Below are 15,804 nucleotides of genomic sequence, written 5' to 3' on the forward strand. Positions count from 1 at the left end.
ATGTCAAGATAATGGACGTCAAGAGACTCTACGTCGACACAACCACTACACTGATCGTCATGGAGGACGAGGTCGACCGGCTGGTCGCAGCATGGCGCCGGGAGCGCCCGGACCTCGACGTGGAACCGCTCGAGGTGCTCAGCCGCGTGAGCAGACTGGCCCGGCATCTGGACCGGGCCCGTCGCCTGGCCTTCTCGGAGCACGGCCTGGAGCCGTGGGAGTTCGACGTCCTGACGGCCCTGCGCCGCGCGGGCACGCCGTACCAGCTCTCGCCCGGACAGCTCCTCACCCAGACCCTGGTCACATCGGGCACGATGACGAACCGCATCGACCGCCTGGCCAAGAAGGGCCTGGTGGAACGCCTCCCCGACCCCAGTGACCGCCGGGGCGTGCTGGTCCGGCTGACGGTCGAGGGCCGGGACCGCGCGGACCAGGCCCTGGCCGGTCTGCTCGACCAGGAGCGCGCGATCCTCGCGGAGCTCTCCCGCGCCCAGCGCAGCGAGCTGGCGGCGCTGCTACGCCAGCTGACCGCCCCGTTCGACAACATCCCCGGCTAGGTCGACGGGCCCGACCCCGGCCCGGCGGGCCAGGGCGACGGCGGCGAGGGTCGAGTGGACACCCAGCTTGCCGAGGACGTTCTGCATATGCGTCCGCACGGTGTGCGGCGACAGGTACAGGCGCTCGGCGACGGCCTTGCGCCCCAGCCCCGCCACCATGCACCGCAGCACCTCCCGCTCACGCGGAGTGAGGGACTCCACGAGCCGCTCGCTCTCGGTGCGGTGCTTGCGGGCGGCGGTCAGCTCGCGCAGGACGCCGGTCAGCAGGGCGGGCGGCAGATGGGTCTCGTCCCGCAGCACGCCCCGGATGACGGTGAGCAGCCGGGACAGCGAGCAGTCCTTGGCGACCCAGCCGGAGGCCCCGGCCTGCAGGGCGAGCGCCGCCCGCCGCGGGTCGTCCTTCTCGGCGAGCACGACGATCCGTACGTTCGGCTGCGCCGAGCGCACGCCCGTGACGAGGGAGATCCCGTCGACGAGCCCGTCCTCGTTGCCCTCCTGCACGGGTACGGCCGGCCGGGCGCCCGGCACCTTGCCGCCCAGGTCGGCGTCGACGAGCAGCACGTCGAAGCGGCGCCCCTCGGCGACCGCCCGCTCCAGACTGCGCAGCGCGGCCGGGCCGCTGCCGGCCGCGGAGACGTCGACGTCCGGCTCGGCGGCCAGGGCCGCGGCGAGTGACTCGGCGAAGATGCGATGGTCGTCGACGACCAGGACTCGGATGCGAACCACGTAACCCCCTTCCCCAGGCTCCTGAAGAGCAGGGGATACCCCATCGTCGGCAGACGACACCGCGCGGGTACGACGCCGGAGTGTCCGGAACCGCTGCGGCTGTCCGTCCGTCCTGTGCCGCAGCCTGGCCGGGTCGCCGCAGCCGCACGGCCGCCGCCGTGCAGGAACCGCTACCCCCACCCCGGGCGTCGTACCCGGCTGTCTCGCCCCCTGATCGGCACCGGCCCCCACCGGTGCTGTTCATCAGGGTACGGGCGGGGGCCCGGAGCGGAAGGTTATTTGCAGAACTGACAGTCCGGCGCGTTTATGGTGTGCCGCATGTTCCGTCTTGAGACAGAAGTCGACAAAGCCCGACGTGATCTGCTCCGCTCACGCCTGCGGGACGCGAACACAGCCGCCTCTCCGATCCTGCGTGCCCTGCGCGGAACACCGGACGAACGGGACGTGCCGTTGCACGTGTGGGCTGTGAACGACGCGGACGGCGACCTGGCCGGCGGACTGGTGGGCTACACCTGGGCGACCTGGCTGCACGTCACGTACCTGTGGGTGGACGACCGCCACCGGGGCCGGGGCCTGGGAGCCCGGCTGCTCGCGCGGGCGGAACACCTCGCGGTCACCCGGCACGGCTGCCGCGCGTCCCGCCTGGAGACCTGGGACTTCCAGGCCCCCCGCTTCTACGAGAAGCAGGGGTACGAGGTGGCGTGCGCGGTGCCGGACTATCCGCCGGGGATCACGGAGTACCTGCTGACGAAGCGGCTGGGGTGAGGCGCGCCCTCGCTCTCCCGGAGTGAGGGCGCCGTCGCCTCAGCGCACCCGGCGTGCCCCCGCCGAGGGCACCGCCTCGAAGACCCGGGGCGTGGTGAAGCCCGCTGCCGTGAAGGCCTCCGTCACCGCCTTGGTGATGGCGTCCACGTCCGCCTCCTCCGCCAGGACGATCGCCGAGCCGCCGAAGCCGCCGCCGGTCATGCGGGCGCCCAGGGCGCCGGAGGCGAGGGCCGTGTCGACGGTCAGGTCCAGTTCGGGGCAGGAGATGCGGAAGTCGTCGCGCAGGGAGGCGTGGCCCTCGACCAGGACCGGGCCGATCGCGCGGGTCTGCCCCGACTCCAGCAGCGCCACCACCCGCTCCACGCGTTCGTTCTCCGTGACGATGTGGCGGACCAGGCGGCGGACCTCCTCGTCGTCGCCGAGGCGGGCCAGGGCCGCGTCCAGGTCGGCGTAGGGGACGTCCCGCAGGGCGTCGACGCCCAGCAGGGCGGCGCCCTTCTCGCAGCCCGCGCGGCGCTTGCCGTACTCGCCCTCGCTGTGGGAGTGCTTGACCTGCGTGTCGACCACGAGGAGGCGCATGCCCTCGGCCGCCAGGTCGAAGGGGATCTGCTGCTGCGAGAGGTCGCGCGTGTCGAGGAACAGCGCGTGGCCCGCCTCGCAGCACGCCGACGCCGTCTGGTCCATGATGCCGACCGGGGCGCCGACGTAGACGTTCTCCGCGCGCTGGCACAGGCGGGCCAGCTGCCAGCCCTTGAGGCCCAGGGAGAACAGGTCGTTCAGGGCGAGCGCGACCACGACCTCCAGCGCCGCCGACGAGGACAGGCCCGCGCCGGACGGGACCGTGGAGGCAAGGTGGACGTCCGCGCCCGTCACCGCGTGGCCGGCCTCGCGCAGCGCCCACACCACGCCCGCCGGGTACGCCGTCCAGTTCTTGTCCGTCTCGGGCGCCAGGTCGTCCAGGCGGAGTTCGGTGACCCCGCCCTGCACGTCCGCCGAGTGCAGGCGCAGGACGCCGTCCTCGCGGGGTGACACCGCCGCCACCGCCGTGTGCGGGAGGGCGAACGGCATGACGAAGCCGTCGTTGTAGTCCGTGTGCTCGCCGATGAGGTTGACGCGGCCCGGCGCCGCCCACACGCCCTGCGGCGCGGCTCCGTACAGCTGCGCGAACCGCTCGGCGACCTTCTCGGCAACAGCCTCGCTCATGCCCTGACCCCTGACCCTTCCGTACGTACTAGTTGCCGCGCCGCTGCGCGAAGTCCCACGCGTCGGCGACGATTCCCGCGAGGTCCGCGCGGGACGGGTTCCAGCCCAGCTTCTCGCGGGCCGTGGCGGCCGACGCCACCAGGACCGCCGGGTCGCCGCCCCGGCGCGGGGCCACGACCTCGGGGATCGGGTGGCCCGTCACGCGGCGGACCGTCTCGATGACCTCGCGGACGGAGAAGCCGTTGCCGTTGCCGAGGTTGCAGATCAGGTGCTCGCCGGGGGCGGCGGCCTCCAGGGCCAGCAGGTGGGCCTCCGCCAGGTCCGCGACGTGGATGTAGTCGCGGACGCAGGTGCCGTCCGGCGTCGGGTAGTCGTCGCCGAAGACGGAGATCGCGTCCCGGCGGCCCTGCGCGACCTGGAGGACCAGGGGGATCAGGTGGGACTCGGGGTCGTGGCGCTCGCCGTGCTCGCCGTACGCCCCGGCCACGTTGAAGTAGCGCAGCGAGACCGCGCCGAGGCCGTGAGCGGCCGCCTCGCCCGTGATCATGTGGTCGACCGCGAGCTTCGAGGCGCCGTAGGGGTTGGTCGGGGAGGTGGGGGCCGACTCGACGATCGGGACCTGCTCCGGTTCGCCGTACGTGGCGGCCGTCGAGGAGAAGACCAGCTTGCGGACGCCCGCCTCGCGCATCGCGGCCAGCAGGGCCATGGTGCCGCCGACGTTGTTGTCCCAGTACTTCTCCGGCTTCACGACCGACTCGCCGACCTGCGAGAACGCCGCGAAGTGCAGGACGCCGTCGAAGGAGGAGTCCAGCCACTTGGCCGCGTCGCGGATGTCGCCCTCGATGAAGGCGGCACCCGCCGGGACGCCCTCGCGGAAGCCCGTGGAGAGGTTGTCCAGGACGACGACCTCGTGACCGGCCTCCAGCAGGTGCTGGGCGACCACGCTGCCGACGTAGCCCGCGCCGCCCGTCACCAGGTACTTCCCGCTCATGAACTCGCTACCTCTCGCAGTCGCTCGGCCGCGCGCTCCGGCGGCACGTCGTTGATGAACACGTTCATGCCGGACTCGGAACCCGCGAGAAACTTCAGCTTGCCGGAAGTGCGGCGGATGGTGAAAAGCTCGAGGTGGAGCGCGAAGTCCTCGCGCACGACCCCGTCGAACTCCTCCAGCGCGCCGAACGGGGCCTGGTGCCAGGCCGCGATGTACGGCGTCGGCGGCTCGTTCTCACCGAAGATCCGGTCGAAGCGCCTCAAGAGTTCCAGGTAAACCTTGGGGAACTCTGTGCGCGCCTCCTCGTCCAGGCCGAGCAGGTCGGGGACGCGGCGCCTGGGGTACAGGTGGACCTCGTACGGCCAGTGCGCCGCGTACGGCACGAAGGCCACCCAGTGTTCACTCTCCAGGACGACCCGCTCACCGGCGAGTTCCCCCTCCAGGACGGCGTCGAAGAGGTTCTCCCCGCCCGTCATCTCCTTGTGGGCCGCGACCGAGCGGAGCATCAGGGCGGTGCGCGGGGTGGTGAAGGGGTAGGCGTAGATCTGGCCGTGCGGGTGCTGGAGCGTCACGCCGATCTCGGCGCCCCGGTTCTCGAAGCAGAACACCTGCTCGACGGAGGGAAGATGGGACAGCTCGGACGTACGGTCCGTCCACGCCTCCAGCACGAGGCCGGCCTGCTCCTCGGTGAGGCTCGCGAAGGACGCGTTGTGGTCGGAGGTGAAGCAGACGACCTCGCAGCGGCCGGAGTCGCCGGCGAGCGAGGGGAAGCGGTTCTCGAAGACGACGACGTCGTACGAGGAGTCCGGGATCTCGCTCAGCCGGTCACCCTCGGAGGGGCACAGGGGGCACTCGTCGGCCGGGGGGTGGTAGGTGCGGCCCTGGCGGTGCGAGGCGACGGCGACACTGTCGCCGAGCAGGGGGTCGCGGCGGATCTCGGACGTGGTGACGGTGCGGTCCAGCGGGCGGCGGTCGGCCGCGCCGCGCACGCTGTCGTCGCGCAGGTCGTAGTAGATGAGCTCGCGACCGTCGGCCAGCCGGGTCGAGGTCTTCTTCACGCCGGACTCCTCATCCTTCAAACATAACCGAACATATCAAAACACCACCCTTCTCAATCGTCAACATCACAATCCAACAAAGAGCATCACCGGAAGTGTTCAATCACTGAACACGGAGGCGTAGATTCCGCGAGGTATCAGTTCACGCACCTAAGCGAGGGCTAGTGCATACCCCCACATATCTGGCAGCCGAGCTACGACTCCCCACGAACTGGCTCGACTACACGATCCTCGGCATCTACTTCGTCGTCGTCCTCGGCATCGGCTTCGCCGCCAGACGTTCGGTGAAGACCAGCCTCGACTTCTTCCTCTCCGGCCGTTCCCTGCCCGCCTGGGTCACCGGTCTCGCGTTCATCGCGGCCAACCTGGGCGCCACCGAGATCCTGGGCATGGCCGCCAACAGCGCGCAGTACGGCGTCTACACCACCCACTGGTACTGGATCGGCGCCATCCCCGCCATGGTCTTCCTCGGCCTGGTGATGATGCCCTTCTACTACGGCTCCAAGGTGCGCTCGGTCCCCGAGTTCCTGCTGCTGCGCTTCGACAAGGCGGCGCACCTGCTCAGCTCGGTCCTCTTCGCCTTCGCCGCGATCCTCATCGCCGGTGTCAACCTCTACGCCCTCGCCATCGTCGTCGAGGCGCTGCTGGGCTGGCCCCAGTGGGTGGCGATCGTGGTCGCCGGCTTCTTCGTCCTGGCGTACATCACACTCGGCGGTCTGTCCTCGGCGATCTACAACGAGGTCCTGCAGTTCTTCGTGATCCTCGCCGCGCTCATCCCCATCACCGTGCTCGGCCTGAAGTCGGTCGGCGGCTGGGACGGGCTGTCCGACAAGCTCACCGCGCAGCACGGCGGCGACTTCATGACCTCCTGGGGCGGCACCGGCATCGGCAGCGACAACCCGCTGGGCGCGAACTGGCTGACCATCGTCCTCGGCCTCGGCTTCGTGCTCTCCTTCGGCTACTGGACGACGAACTTCGCCGAGGTGCAGCGCGCGCTGTCCGCGAAGAACCTCTCGGCGGCCCAGCGCACCCCGCTGATCGCCGCGTTCCCGAAGATCTTCATCGTGTTCCTGGTGATGATCCCGGGCCTGGTCGCCGCGGCCCTGGTGCCGAAGATCGGCACGGCCGGCTCCGACCTGCAGTACAACGACGCGATCCCCTACCTGATGGAACAGCTCCTGCCCAACGGTGTGCTCGGCATCGCCGTGACGGGTCTGCTGGCGGCGTTCATGGCGGGCATGGCGGCCAACGTGTCATCGTTCAACACCGTGTTCACGACGGACATCTGGGCGAAGTACGTCGTGAAGGACCGCGAGGACGACTACTACGTGCGCTTCGGCCGCCTGATCACCGCGATCGGCGTGCTCGCCTCCATCGGCACGGCGTTCCTGGCGTCGTCCTTCTCCAACATCATGAGCTACCTCCAGACCCTGTTCTCCTTCTTCAACGTGCCGATGTTCGTGGTCTTCATCATCGGCATGTTCTGGAAGCGGGCGTCCATGAAGTCGGGCTTCTGGGGGCTCATCGCCGGCACCACGGCCGCGATGGTCAACTACTTCGTCCTCTACAAGCAGGACATCGTCGACATCCCCTCCGACCAGGGGGCGAACTTCGTCTCGGCGATCGCGGGGTTCGTCGCGGGCGCGGTGGTCATGGTGGCCGTCTCGCTGTTCACCGCGCCGAAGCCGGTGGAGGAACTGCAGGGGCTGGTGTACGGCACGACCTCGCCCGGCATGGCGGAGCCGCCGGCGCCGGGTGACGAGGCGTGGTACCGCAAGCCGGCGCTGCTGGGCTGGGGCGCGGTCGTGCTGGCCGCGGCCTGCTACATCCCGTTCTCGTTCTGACGCGTGGAGGTTGACGGAACATGTCCGAGTTCTACTCCGAGAAGGACGTGCAGCGGGAAGTCACCGAGCTGCAGGGCAAGTCGGCGACCGCTGCGCGGCTGTTCGACATCCGGCGGATCATCGGCGGGCTGTTCGTGGTCTACGGCGTCATCGTCACGATCGCGGGCTTCACGGCGTCCGACGCCGACATCGACAAGGCGGAGGGCGTGAACATCAACCTGTGGACCGGGTTGGGGATGCTCGCGCTGGGTCTGTTCTTCCTGGTGTGGCTCAAGCTGCGGCCGGTGGCTCCACCACCGCCGGGACTGGAGCCGGAGGGGGACGAGCGGGTGGAGTAACCCGGGGTTGTGCGGTGCTCGGCGTGGGTGCGGGGGCCGGGTGGGTACGCAGCCCGGCGCAGCGGAGTGCCGCTTCTTTGGGACGGGTGCCGCCCCTAGCGGCACGCATGCCCGCAGCTAGGGCAGCCACGACGCACCCGCAGCCGCCGGACCACGGAAGGGGACGTGTCGGGGGGTGTCCGCCCGCAGCGGTTGGCGCGTCAACGCCAGTCAGTCGGTAAGTGGGTCCATCGCGCCGTTCCGAGGACGGACACCCCCCGGCGCGGCCCCGACCCACCACCCGGCGCCAGGCGAAGACGCGCACCGCGGCTCACGGCTCTCGCGACACCGGCCCCGCCCGGTCCAGCAACCCCGTTCGGGCCGCCAGGGCCGCTGCTTCCAGGCGGGAGCCGACGCCCAGTTTCATGAGGACCCGTTGGACGTGGGTGCGGGCCGTCGAGGGGGCGATGCCCATGCCCGCCGCGATCAGGCGGGTGTCCTCGCCGTCCGCGACGCGGACCAGGACCTCCACCTCCCGGGGGGTGAGCATGGACAGCAACCGCTGGCCCTCGTCGTCCGGTTGGGCCGCCGGGTTGAGCAACTCGCTGAACGCCCCCTGCAGCAGTTGCGGCGCCACCGCCGCCTCCCCCGCCCGCGCCTTCATGATGGCCCGCTCGACACCCTCTATGCGCTCATCGTGCCGGACGTAGCCCGAGGCACCCGCCGCGAACGCCGCCGCGATGCCGCGCGGGCTGGGGACCGGGCCCAGCACCAGCACCGCCACCTGCGGCCGCTCCCGCTTGATCCTCACCACCGGGTCGAAGATCCCCGGCTCCGCCGGCGTGGCCGTCCCCAGCAGGCACACCTCCGGCGCCCGCGTGATCACCAGCTCCGCCGCCCCCGCCGCCGGCGCCGCCGCGGCCAGCACCCGGTGCCCCCGCAGTTTCAACGCCGAGGCCAACGCCTCCGCCAGCAGTCGGTGGTCGTCGACCACCATGAGCCGCACTCCCATCGAGCAACCCCCCAGTCACCCCGGTCCCCCCAAATGGAAGCCCCCCGGCTCCCCCGCCTTCATGCCCCCGGAAGCTACACGCTTGTTCGACGTTGCGCTCCCCCTACCCGCGAGAATCGCCCCGGATCGCCGAAATTCCTCTCATTCGAGGTTGACTGAGCCAAACGCGAACGGCCCCGCCCCTGAACAGGGACGGGGCCGCACCGGCCACCGGTCGATCAAGAACCGGTCACCGGATGATCAGCTCGTACCGAAGCCGACCGCGAGGTACTCCTTGTCACGGCCTGCGGACCGGTTGCTCGCGTACACCTTGGACATGTAGAGCTGCCCGTCGCCGTAGAGGAACTCGGAGTACTCCGGCGACATGCTGGTCTCCACGTCCCGCACCTGGTCCGAGGCGGGGTTCTCCAGCAGCTTCGTCTGCTTGAAGCTGCCCCCGTCGATGCTGACGATCTGTCCGCCCTTGTCGTACGGCGGCCGCTTGTACGCGATCAGGTTGCCGCCGTCCATCCGCAGCGGCGAGATCGTGTAGCCGTCCCCGGCGTCGGCGCGCTGCCCGGTCTGCTTGCCGGTGGCGAGGTCGAAGGCGACGATCTCGTTGGTCTGGCTGTACTCGCCGGTGCCGTCGTGCTCCTCGGTCGGCAGGTACAGCCGGTCGTTGCCGACGGCCAGCAGGTTGCAGTACTCGATGCGCGTGATGCCCTCGCAGCGCGCCGCGAACTGCTCGCCCGGCGCGGAGATGCGCGTGCGCAGCTTGCCGGTCTTGTTGTCGATGGAGAAGAAGTCGGAGATGCCGCTGCCGTCGCCCGCGGAGTCGCCGACGTCGGCGGCCACGACCAGCGGGTTGGTCGACACGATGCTCGCGTACTCGATGCCCTCGGCCATCTTGTACTCCGAGATCACCTTCCCGGACTTCGGGTCGATGGTCTGGATGTGCAGCTGCCGCTGGTCGTACGTGCCGCACTTGCGCACCGCGACGAGCTTCTCGCCGCCGCCGTACCCGGCGTCGTAGCAGGTGTCGGTCGGCTTCGGGCTCCACAGGAGCTTCCCGGAGACGTCGAAGGCGGCGCCGCCGCTGGTGCTGCCGACGGCGACCGTCTTTCCGCTGACCGTGACGTTGTCGAAGTTGATCAGATCGTCACCGGTCTTGACCGTCTTGGTCCACAGCTTCTTGCCCGCGTCGAGGTCGATCACCGCGATCTGGCTGCACCCGTGCGACGGGTCCGCCTTCGTCGGCATCGCGGGCTGGTAGAGGATCGCCGTCTTGCCGTCGTCGGTGACGTGGCGGCTGGCCTGGCAGACCGGGCCGGGCAGCGGGATCTTCCACAGCTCGCCGCCCTTGTCGCGGTCGTAGCCGACGACCTGGGCGACGCCGCTCTTGACGTACGCCTTGTCGGTGAGCCACGAGCCGGAGACGACGACCGTGCTGTCGTTCTTCACCGCGGGCGCCGGGACCTGGAAGAGGACGCGGGCGCTGGGGTCCGCCGGTGCCTTCTCCTTGCCGGAGGTGGTGCCGCCCTTGTTGTCGCCCGAGCCTCCGGTACCGCCGCTGGAGCCGGCCGTGTCGTCCTTCTTGCCGTCGTCCTTGCCGGAGTTGGCGTACCAGACTCCGCCGCCGATGATCAGGGCGATCGCCACGACCGCGGCGACGATGATGGCCAGCTGCGCGTTGAACTTGCCCCCGCCGCCCGGCTGTCCGGGCTGCGGCTGGAGCGGCATGGTCTGCTGCGGGTAGCCGTAGCCGGGCTGCTGCCCGTACCCGGGCTGCCCGTATCCCGGCTGGCCGTAGGGCGCCTGCGGCGGTTGTCCGTACTGGCCCGGCTGCTGACCGGGGTAGCCGTAACCGGGCGGGGCCTGCGGCGGCTGAGGTGCCTGCGGCGGCTGAGGTGCCTGCGGCGGCTGGGGTGCCTGCGGCGGCTGGGGTGCCTGCGGCGGCTGGGGTGCCTGCGGCGCGCCCTGCGGATAGCCGTAGCCCGGCTGGGGCTGAGGCTGGGGCGGCGCGGGCGGGGGCGACTGCGGGGGCTGGCCGGGGGGCGGTCCGAAGCCGCCCTGCTGCGGGGGCTGCTGGGGCGGCGGAGGCGGCGGCTGGGTCATGACGTGAGTACCTCGGGGAAGGGGACGGGCGGCGCGAGCGGAAGGGGATCCGAAGGAGAAGGAGGCTGCGGCGTCACTTGCCGTACGCGAGCATCAACTTCTCCTTGGAGTCGTCGTTTCCGCTCAGCCGGGTGGTCGAGATGTAGAAGCGCCCGTCGACCCAGTCGACGTCCTTCGAGAAGAAGCTGTCCTCGATGTCCGCGGCACCCTGCGGGTTCTGCAGCAGTGTGACCGGCTTGTGGCTGCCGCCGCCGGTCGGGATGGACACGATCCGGCCGCCCGCGTCGTACGACGGCTGCACGTAGGCGATGAGCTTTCCGCCCTCGGTCTTCATCGGCAGCATCGACTCGTCGGCAGGGGACTTCACGCGCCACTTCTCCTTGCCGTTCGCGAGGTCGACCGCGACGATCTCGTTGGCGCCGGTGGTCGCCTCGGTCGGCAGGTAGAGCGTGGTGTCGTCGACGGCGACGCCCTGGCAGCCCGTGAGGTCGCGCTCGAGGATGGCCCAGCCGCACTCGGGGGCGAAGTCCTCGTCGAAGCCGACCTGCGAGCGGAACTTCCCGCCGGAGGTGAAGGTGGAGATGTTCCAGGCCTTCTTGTCCTCGTTGGTGCTGTAGATGACCAGCGGGCTGACCGAGTAGGTGCGCGCGACCCGCCAGCCCTTGTCGAACGGCTGGGTCCACTTCACCTTGCCGGTGCGCGGGTCGAGCTCCTGCACCTCGTCGTGCTCCTTGTCGGTGCCGGCACCACAGGAGGAGACGGCGATGAGCTTCTCGCCGCCGGCGAACGCGGCGGGGAAGCAGGCGTTGCCGTAGCGCTTCTTGTCGAAGAGCTTGTCGCCGTTGGTCACGTCGTACGCCGTGCCGGACTGGGAGCGGCCCACCATCAGCGTCTTGCCGGTGATGGACAGTTCGACGGAGAGCGTGGAGTCGAACAGGGCGCCGTCGGCGACCTTCTGCGTCCAGCCCTTCTCGCCCGTGTCGAGGTCGATCTCCTGCAGCTGGTTGCACTTGGCGCGGCTGCTGCTGCCGCTCATGTACGCGACGACGATCTTGCCGTCGGACGTCTGCTGCGGGGTGGTCGCGCAGATCTTGTGGGGGAAGGTGAGGGCGTCCCAGGCCGGCTTGCCGTCACCGACGTCGTAGGCGAGGAGTTGCTTGTACGCCGCCTTCACCGCCGTCTTGCCGGTGATCCACATGCCGGGGGCCTCGGCGCCGGAGCCGGGCGCGTCGGGCGCCTCCTTGTACCAGAGGACCCTGGCCTCGCCGGCCCGGCGGCCCTCGTTGAGGTTCTCCGGGTCCTCGCCGCCGTCGCCGCTGCCGTCACCGGGGTTGGCCGGTGCGGAGGCGTCCGGCTTCGCGTCGTCGCTGGTCCGGGCGACCGGCTTCTTCTGCCCCTCGCCGGAGTCGGAGTCGGTGACCGCCCACACCGTGCCGCCGACCACGAGCAGCGCGGCGACGGCCGCGCCGATGACGAGGGCCGGCTTGCCCTTGAAGGGGTTGCGGGAGCCGCCCGGGGGCGGGGTGCCGGGCGCGCCGGGGTACTGCGGCTGCGGCGGGTAGCCGTAGGCGGGCTGGCCGTACGCGCCCGGCTGCTGCGGCTGGCCGTACGGACCCGGCTGCTGCGGCTGACCGTAGGGACCCGGCTGCTGGGGCTGGCCGTAGGAGCCGGGGTTGTACGGTCCGGGCTGGCCGTACGGTCCGGGCTGCTGCGGGGGCTGCTGGGGGTAGCCGTACCCGGGCTGCGGCGGGCCCTGCGGGGGCGGTGGCGTCTGGGGCGGGCCCTGGGGCGGTGGCGGGGTCTGCGGTGCTCCGTGACCTCCGCCCTGCGGCGGCTGGTCCTGCGGTGCTCCGAAACCACCGTGCGGTGGCTGACTGGGCGGCTGAGTCATCAGTCGCTCCCCCCGTTCGATCACTGATTTCTAGCCACGCCCTGAGGTTCGCGATGGGCTCAGAGTCGTTTCATAAAGTTCTCAGACGGCTCTTTCTATCACCCGGTACCGACAGCACACCGGGCCGTGTCATCCCCTGTTCCCAAGGGAGGACCGGCCCGTGATGCCGTTGTTATGCGCCTTCACGCACCCTTCACGCGTCCTCGGCGAGTTCCAGCCAGCGCAGCTCCAGCTCCTCGCGCTGACCGGCCAACTCCCGCAGCTCCGCGTCCAGTTCGGCAACCTTCGCGAAGTCCGTGGCGTTCTCGGCGATTTGGGCGTGCAGCTTGGTCTCCCGGTCGGAGACCTTGTCGAGCTGCCGCTCGATCTTCTGCAGCTCCTTCTTGGCGGCGCGCTGGTCGGCGGCGCTCTTCTCCGGGGCGGCGGACTGCTGCTGCGCGGCGGCGGGGGCCGAGGCGGCCGCGGCCTCCTCCATGCGCTGCCTGCGCTCCAGGTACTCGTCGATGCCGCGCGGCAGCATCCGCAGGGCGCCGTCGCCGAGCAGGGCGAACACCCGGTCGGTGGTGCGCTCGATGAAGAACCGGTCGTGGGAGATGACGATCATCGAGCCGGGCCAGCCGTCGAGGACGTCCTCCAGCTGGGTCAGCGTCTCGATGTCGAGGTCGTTGGTGGGCTCGTCGAGGAAGAGGACGTTGGGCTCGTCCATGAGCAGGCGCAGCAGCTGGAGCCTGCGGCGCTCACCGCCGGACAGGTCACCGACGGGCGTCCACTGCTTCTCCTTGCCGAAGCCGAACGTCTCGCACAGCTGCCCGGCGGTCATCTCGCGTCCCTTGCCGAGGTCGACGCGCTCGCGCACCTGCTGCACGGCCTCCAGCACCCGCGTGGCCGGGTCGAGTTCGGCGACCTCCTGGGAGAGGTAGGCCAGCTTGACGGTCTTGCCTACGCGGACGCGGCCGCCGGCGGGCTGGGCGTCGCCGTCGGTCCGGGCGGCCTCGGCCATGGCCCGCAGCAGGGACGTCTTGCCGGCGCCGTTGACGCCGACGAGGCCGATCCGGTCGCCGGGGCCGAGCTGCCAGGTGACGTGCTTGAGGAGGACCTTGGGGCCCGCCTGGACGGTGATGTCCTCCAGGTCGAACACGGTCTTGCCGAGCCGGGTGGAGGCGAACTTCATCAGCTCGCTGCTGTCCCGGGGCGGCGGCACGTCGGCGATGAGCTCGTTGGCTGCCTCCACGCGGAAGCGCGGCTTGGACGTCCGGGCCGGCGCCCCGCGGCGCAGCCAGGCCAGCTCCTTGCGGACGAGGTTCTGCCGCTTGGCCTCCTCGGTCGCGGCGATGCGCTCGCGCTCGGCCCGGGCGAAGACGTAGTCGGAGTAGCCGCCCTCGTACTCGTAGACCGTGCCGCGCTGGACGTCCCACATGCGGGTGCACACCTGGTCGAGGAACCAGCGGTCGTGGGTGACGCACACCAGCGCCGAGCGGCGGTTCTGCAGGTGCCGGGCGAGCCAGGCGATGCCCTCGACGTCGAGGTGGTTGGTGGGCTCGTCCAGGACGAGCAGGTCCTGCTCCTCGATGAGCAGCTTGGCCAGCGCGATACGGCGGCGCTCACCGCCGGACAGCGGGCCGATGACGGTGTCGAGCCCCTTGGGGAAGCCCGGCAGGTCCAGGCCGCCGAACAGGCCGGTCAGGACGTCCCTGACCTTGGCGTCGCCCGCCCACTCGTGGTCGGCCATGTCGCCGATGACCTCGTGCCGCACGGTCGCCGCGGGGTCGAGGGAGTCGTGCTGGGTGAGCACGCCGAGGCGCAGGCCGCCGGAGTGGGTGACGCGCCCGGTGTCGGCGTCCTCCTGCTTGGCGAGCATCCGGATCAGCGTGGTCTTGCCGTCGCCGTTGCGGCCGACGACGCCGATGCGGTCCCCCTCGGAGACGCCGAGGGAGATGCCGTCGAGCAGGGCGCGGGTGCCGTACACCTTGCTGACGTTCTCGACATTGACCAGGTTGACGGCCATTTCGCTCCTGACGAGGGGGATGGATCGACCCTCCAGGGTAGTCGGGCGGCGGGGTGCTCCGGCCGGGGTGTTCAGGAGCGGGCGGCGGCCTCCCGGCGCTGCCGGTACCGCGACACGTCCATCAGCCGGTGGTCGAACGGCAGCTCCGGGTCGAGGGGGCCGATCCGGTCCTCGGCCGCCACGCAGCGCGGATCGTCGCGGTAGGCCAGTCCGGACACGGCGCAGATGCGGATGGGCTGCCGCTCGTCGTGGGTGAGGGCGACCAGCGCGTCCCCCACTTCGGGCTCGCGCCCCTTGTAGTGCCCGAGCCAGCGGCACGCCGCCTCGCGGACGTCGGGGTGCTCGTCGCGGGCCAGGGTGAGCACGGCGGTGAGGCTCTCGGGGCGGACCTGGGACCGGCCGTCCTCCGACCGCTCCACGGCGTCCGGCACCAGGGCGCGCACCCTCGGATCCGGGTGGGTGAGGAAGGACAGGCCGACGGCCTCGATCTCCGGGTCACTGTCGTGGGTCATGGCGTTGAGGAGGGCCGCCAGCACCTCCGGGTCCTGCTCCTGCTTGGCCCAGGGCACCAGTTCCCTGCCCCGCTCCCAGAAGGGGTCCTTCCCCCGGAAGGCGTCTCCGAGGATCAGGAACAGCAGGACCTCGGCGGCGAGCAGGCGGTACAGCCGGTCCGGGTGGTTGAGCAGGTCCCTGGTCCACTGCCAGGTCTCCTCGTCGAGGCGGCGGCCGAGCGTGAAGACCACGTCGGACCAGACGACGTGGTCCCGGTCGGGGTGGGCCAGGGCCCGCTCGACGAGTTCGTCGAAGGGCGTGCGGATGCCGTAGCGGACCTCCAGGGAGGTGAGGACGGCCCGGTGCTCGTCGCGCACGGTCAGCCCGCCGAGGGTGAGCTGCTCGCACCACCAGCCGATCTCGGCGTCCTCGACCCGGACCCGCTCGACCGGTCCGGTCAGGCCGGTGCGGCGCCGCAGCTCCGCCTCCACGCCGGTCTCCACCCAGGACCGGGCGCGGGCCAGCATCTCCTCGCGCGCCGGGGCGGGGACGGGGATCCGGTGGGTGGCGAGCGTGAGGGTCAGCAGGTGTGATCCGCCGTCCACCGCCCGCAGCAGCGGGGTGGTGCCGTCGGGCAGGCGGCGCAGTGGGTCGGCGCCGCCCTCCAGCAGCGCCTCTGTCACGGCCTCGTCGTAGGCCGCGACCGCCCGGCACAGGACCGGCAGGCCGTCGTCGGGGGTCTCGGGGTCGGCTCCGGATTCCAGCAGGGCCCGGACCTCGTCCGCGTCCCCCCGCCGTACCGCCGTGACCAGTGCCTGCACGCCCGCGCCCTCCAAGGTCCCTGGGAAC

At 70.9% G+C, this 15,804-nt stretch carries 13 protein-coding genes; 4 read left to right on the forward strand and 9 right to left on the reverse strand.

What is annotated here, in order from left to right; all coding sequences use genetic code 11:
* The first annotated feature begins 59 nt into the window (after positions 1 to 59).
* Positions 60 to 557 carry a MarR family transcriptional regulator TamR gene (tamR, locus tag ABZ948_RS30220; RefSeq protein WP_031117915.1) on the forward strand — a complete coding sequence of 166 codons (498 nt, stop codon included), beginning with the start codon at positions 60 to 62 and terminating at the stop codon, positions 555 to 557.
* Here the strand turns inward: tamR and ABZ948_RS30225 are convergent.
* Positions 516 to 1,283: a LuxR C-terminal-related transcriptional regulator gene (locus ABZ948_RS30225; protein ID WP_031117914.1), complete on the reverse strand. Its 768-nt coding sequence runs from the start codon at positions 1,281 to 1,283 to the stop codon at positions 516 to 518. The two genes, tamR and ABZ948_RS30225, sit on opposite strands and share 42 nt — an antisense overlap.
* Before the next feature lie 318 nt (positions 1,284 to 1,601).
* Here ABZ948_RS30225 and ABZ948_RS30230 point away from each other — a divergent pair, with 318 nt between their 5' ends.
* Positions 1,602 to 2,048 (forward strand): GNAT family N-acetyltransferase, encoded by a 447-nt coding sequence (locus ABZ948_RS30230; protein ID WP_359764811.1) that lies wholly within the window; start codon positions 1,602 to 1,604, stop codon positions 2,046 to 2,048.
* Between the two features lie 39 nt (positions 2,049 to 2,087).
* Here ABZ948_RS30230 and galK read toward each other — a convergent pair whose 3' ends face one another.
* The 3 genes from galK to galT are packed head-to-tail and all read right to left on the reverse strand — an operon-like array spanning position 2,088 to position 5,300.
* Positions 2,088 to 3,251: a galactokinase gene (gene galK / locus ABZ948_RS30235; RefSeq protein WP_359764813.1), complete on the reverse strand. Its 1,164-nt coding sequence runs from the start codon at positions 3,249 to 3,251 to the stop codon at positions 2,088 to 2,090.
* 28 nt (positions 3,252 to 3,279) lie between these two features.
* Complete coding sequence (galE, locus tag ABZ948_RS30240; protein WP_359764815.1) at positions 3,280 to 4,242, reverse strand: UDP-glucose 4-epimerase GalE; 963 nt, start codon at positions 4,240 to 4,242, stop codon at positions 3,280 to 3,282.
* Positions 4,239 to 5,300 (reverse strand): galactose-1-phosphate uridylyltransferase, encoded by a 1,062-nt coding sequence (gene galT / locus ABZ948_RS30245; RefSeq protein ID WP_359764817.1) that lies wholly within the window; start codon positions 5,298 to 5,300, stop codon positions 4,239 to 4,241. Before galT ends, galE begins: the two co-directional genes overlap by 4 nt.
* 164 nt (positions 5,301 to 5,464) lie before the next feature.
* Here galT and ABZ948_RS30250 point away from each other — a divergent pair, with 164 nt between their 5' ends.
* Both ABZ948_RS30250 and ABZ948_RS30255 read left to right on the forward strand, forming a co-directional pair.
* Entirely contained in the window at positions 5,465 to 7,144 is a 1,680-nt protein-coding gene (locus tag ABZ948_RS30250; RefSeq protein WP_359764819.1) for a sodium:solute symporter family protein, read from the forward strand.
* Positions 7,145 to 7,164: 20 nt separating this feature from the next.
* Complete coding sequence (locus tag ABZ948_RS30255; protein ID WP_031117908.1) at positions 7,165 to 7,482, forward strand: hypothetical protein; 318 nt, start codon at positions 7,165 to 7,167, stop codon at positions 7,480 to 7,482.
* 310 nt (positions 7,483 to 7,792) lie between these two features.
* On the opposite strand, the gene ABZ948_RS30260 is transcribed toward ABZ948_RS30255, so the two are convergent.
* The 5 genes from ABZ948_RS30260 to ABZ948_RS30280 all read right to left on the reverse strand — a co-directional run bounded on the left by ABZ948_RS30260 (position 7,793) and on the right by ABZ948_RS30280 (position 15,776).
* Positions 7,793 to 8,473: a helix-turn-helix transcriptional regulator gene (locus tag ABZ948_RS30260; RefSeq protein ID WP_078650658.1), complete on the reverse strand. Its 681-nt coding sequence runs from the start codon at positions 8,471 to 8,473 to the stop codon at positions 7,793 to 7,795.
* A gap of 240 nt (positions 8,474 to 8,713) precedes the next feature.
* A complete protein-coding gene (locus ABZ948_RS30265; RefSeq protein ID WP_359764822.1) occupies positions 8,714 to 10,567 on the reverse strand; it encodes an outer membrane protein assembly factor BamB family protein in 1,854 nt (617 codons plus the stop codon).
* Between the two features lie 73 nt (positions 10,568 to 10,640).
* On the reverse strand, positions 10,641 to 12,458 hold the full coding sequence (locus ABZ948_RS30270; protein WP_359764824.1) for an outer membrane protein assembly factor BamB family protein: 1,818 nt from the start codon (positions 12,456 to 12,458) through the stop codon (positions 10,641 to 10,643).
* Between the two features lie 193 nt (positions 12,459 to 12,651).
* Entirely contained in the window at positions 12,652 to 14,463 is a 1,812-nt protein-coding gene (locus tag ABZ948_RS30275; protein ID WP_359764825.1) for an ABC-F family ATP-binding cassette domain-containing protein, read from the reverse strand.
* Positions 14,464 to 14,534: 71 nt separating this feature from the next.
* The gene (locus tag ABZ948_RS30280; protein ID WP_359764827.1) at positions 14,535 to 15,776 is read right to left on the reverse strand and encodes a HEAT repeat domain-containing protein; all 1,242 of its coding nucleotides are present in this window, start codon (positions 15,774 to 15,776) and stop codon (positions 14,535 to 14,537) included.
* Positions 15,777 to 15,804 lie beyond the last annotated feature (28 nt).

It is taken from the genome of Streptomyces olindensis (genome assembly GCF_040645895.1).
GTDB lineage: Bacteria > Actinomycetota > Actinomycetes > Streptomycetales > Streptomycetaceae > Streptomyces > Streptomyces olindensis.